The sequence below is a fragment of the Pseudomonas sp. 18173 genome (assembly GCF_050432945.1).
Taxonomy (GTDB): Bacteria; Pseudomonadota; Gammaproteobacteria; order Pseudomonadales; family Pseudomonadaceae; genus Aquipseudomonas.
In genome coordinates this window covers 1-3,147 of record NZ_JBKFTN010000058.1, presented here as the reverse complement: position 1 = coordinate 3,147, position 3,147 = coordinate 1, and the positions used below count along the sequence as shown (strand labels likewise).

Sequence of the window (3,147 nt, the reverse complement as noted above, 5' to 3'; positions counted from 1 at the left end):
CTCTCGTGATGGAGGATGCGCAGGGTGTTCAGGCCGTCGTGGCGCATCTGCCGCAACTCCTGCAGGGTCGAATCGGTGCTGCCATCGTCGACGACGATGATTTCGTAGGATTCATCGGCCAGCGCCACGCGGATTTCCTCAAGCAGCGGCTTAAGGTTGTTCGCTTCGTTCTTGGCGGGAATCAGTACGGATACAAAAATGTCTTGGCTCATGGAGTCTCTCTCGCCTTTTTGATTTTTTCGAGATCAGAGGCGAACGCTTCAAATCTGATAGAACTGCCGATACCACTTCACAAATTCACCGACGCCGGTTTCGAGCGTCACCTTCGGGCTGAAACCCACCCACTCGGCCAGTGCCGAGACGTCGGCCCAGGTCTTGACCACATCACCGGCCTGCATCGGCATGTAGTTGCGCCTGGCCTGCAGGCCCAGGGCGGATTCCAGGCAGTCGACGAAATCCAGCAACGCCACCGGCATGCCACGCCCGATGTTGAACAGCCGGTTGACTCCGGCGGCGGAGCCTTGCGGCACCGGCGGCTTCGGGCGCAGCCTGGCGATACCTTCGACAATGTCGTCGACGTAGGTAAAGTCTCGCGACATCTGCCCCTGGTTGTAAATGTCGATGGGCAGGCCTTTGAGGATGGCGTCGGTAAACTTGAACAGCGCCATGTCCGGGCGGCCCCATGGACCGTAGACGGTAAAAAACCGCAGGCCGCTGGCTTTCAGGCCATACAGATGGCAGTAGCTTTCGGCTAGCAGTTCATTGGCGCGCTTGCTGGCAGCGTACAGCGAAACGGGATGTTCGACAGGGTCCTCGACACTGAACGGCATCTTGCTGTTGGTGCCGTACACCGAACTGCTCGAGGCGTAGATCAGATGCTCGGGCCGATGGTGCCGGCAGGCTTCCAGCACATTGAGGAAACCCACCAGGTTCGATTGCCCATAGACATCCGGGTTGTCCAGCGAATAGCGCACGCCCGCCTGGGCGGCCAGGTGCACCACCTCGGTAAAACGGTGTTCCTGAAACAGGCTCATCAGCGCCGGTTTATCGACGATGTCCATTTTCCGGAAGCGAAAGCCCGGCAAAGCCTCCAGCAACTCGAGGCGCGCGCGCTTGAGCTCCACGTCGTAGTAGTCGTTGAGGTTGTCGATGCCGACAACGTCCTGACCCTCTCGGCACAAACGCTGGACCGTATGAAAACCGATGAAACCGGCTGCACCGGTGACCAGCACGGTCATTGGGCGCGCGCCTGCGATTGCGCCTCGATTGGCGCGAGATTACTGATCCAGACCCTCGTCAGCTTCATGTGTAGTTCCTGCTTATGGCGTCATTCGCGCACGGTTTTGTTATGAAGCTTATAAAACAGAAACATTTCAGATTCGATAACGGTGCGCACACTCTCAACAAAAAAAACCAAATTTGGCCGAATCAACCGCTATTACCTGGCCGATCCGTCGTGGGGTTTGTAAAAACGGAACAAACCGATATCCACGGTCCTGATGTATTGCCTGGCCCAATCCGGCGTGACGCTGCGGTCATGGAAGTACAGGGCACCCTGCGTACGGTCCGGCAGTTCCTTGTTCAGGGCCTTGCGCGCGATTTCCTTGGCCAACGCATAAGGCGCCTCTTCCTGCACCGAGTCGGATTTGCCGTCACACCACCAGGAGAACTGGCAGCTCTTGGTCTCGGAACCTTGCTTGACCACTTTGCACACCGTGTCCGGAAAGCCCTCGTGGCCCAGGCGATTCATGACCACGTTGGCCACCGCCTCCATGTCGGCGGAGTCCTTGCCCTTGGCTTCCCAGTAGATCGAGCGGGCCAGGCAGGTGATCGCATCGTCCAGCGGTGCGACACCCGCCGGGTCGACGGCCTGGACTTCGGACGGGGTAATGGCTTCAGCCTTGGGCACCGGTGCGGGGTTGTTGTTTTCGGCGGCTTTTTGCTCAAGCACCTCGGCCTTGTTCTCGGCCGCTTGCTGTTTTTGCGCTTGATCTGCGGCGGACAGCGGGCCAGCAAGCATCGTGAGGGCGAAGCAGATGGCGATCCAGGCAAGGCGCATGATCGGTGTCACTCGGCGGGCGATTCGATTCAGTGTAGTAGTGAAATGATTTCACCCGCCCCACTACACTCTGGATAAATCCGTTGTCCTGGACGGGGCAACTTCGCGCATCATGGGCGCAAACTGCTCAAGGGGGATTTTCATGGGTTTCATCTCATCCGCAATGCGCTTGGCCGGTCTGTCACTGGGCCTGGTATTGGCCGCCAACGCCTCGGCGACGGAAGAATCGCAATTGATCGAATCGATCAACGTCTACCGCAGCCAACTGCAGCGCTGTGCCGGCCAGGTCTCCTCCGAGCTGCCACCACTGTCGGCCGACCCGCGCCTGGTGCTGAGCGCCCCGAGCATCGGCAATCTGCAGCAGGCCATGGCCACGGCGGGTTACCCCATGAAGAATGTGCAGGCCATCAGCCTGTCCGGGCCGCGTGATGCCGCCGGTGCGATGAAGGCGATCCAGGAGAGTTTTTGCCAGATCGTCCTCGACCCGCAATTCGTCGATGTCGGCGTCAGCCGCCAGGACCGTGAATGGCGCATCGTGGTCGCCCGGCCGTTGTTGAGCGCACGCCTGGGCGACGCGCAGGCCGAAGGGCAGAAGCTGCTGACGGAAGTCAACGCAGTTCGCACCCGACCACGCCAGTGCGGTGCACAGTCCTTTACCGCCGCGCCCGCGCTGGCCTGGAACGCCACGCTGGCCAGCGCCGCCGAAGGCAACTCGCGCTCCATGGCCAACAACAACTACTTCGACCACAAGGACCGCGACGGCCGCACACCGGGTGACCGCGCGGAACTGGCCGGCTACGACTTCCAGCAGATCGGCGAAAACATCGCCGCCGGGCAAGACACGCCACGCAAAGTGGTCGAAGGCTGGCTGGCCAGCCCCGGCCACTGCGCCAACCTGATGAACCCGCAGTTCCGCGAACTGGGCGCCGCTTACGCGACCGACCCGAAGAGCGATGCGGGGATTTACTGGACGGCGATGTTTGGGGCGCAGTAAAGACAAGGCTCTGGGTGTGTCGCGGACGAGCCCTCCAACGGGACACCTGTAGGAGCGAGCTTGAACTGGTCAAGTAATCCCAGACACCGATTAC

General features: G+C 60.5%; 4 protein-coding genes. 1 reads left to right on the top strand and 3 read right to left on the bottom strand.

What is annotated here, in order from left to right; translation table 11 throughout:
- From ACLD1X_RS28970 to ACLD1X_RS28960, 3 genes are all read right to left on the bottom strand, one after another.
- Positions 1-212, bottom strand: a 212-nt coding sequence (locus ACLD1X_RS28970) for a glycosyltransferase family 2 protein (RefSeq protein ID WP_429373699.1), incomplete at its 3' end; no start/stop codon positions are given.
- A 48-nt stretch (positions 213-260) separates the two neighbouring features.
- Positions 261-1,238 (bottom strand): NAD-dependent epimerase, encoded by a 978-nt coding sequence (locus ACLD1X_RS28965; protein WP_429373697.1) that lies wholly within the window; start codon positions 1,236-1,238, stop codon positions 261-263.
- 200 nt (positions 1,239-1,438) lie between these two features.
- Entirely contained in the window at positions 1,439-2,059 is a 621-nt protein-coding gene (locus ACLD1X_RS28960; RefSeq protein WP_429373695.1) for a cell wall hydrolase, read from the bottom strand.
- 142 nt (positions 2,060-2,201) lie between these two features.
- Between ACLD1X_RS28960 and ACLD1X_RS28955 the strand changes: the two genes are divergently transcribed.
- On the top strand, positions 2,202-3,053 hold the full coding sequence (locus tag ACLD1X_RS28955; protein WP_429373693.1) for a CAP domain-containing protein: 852 nt from the start codon (positions 2,202-2,204) through the stop codon (positions 3,051-3,053).
- Positions 3,054-3,147 lie beyond the last annotated feature (94 nt).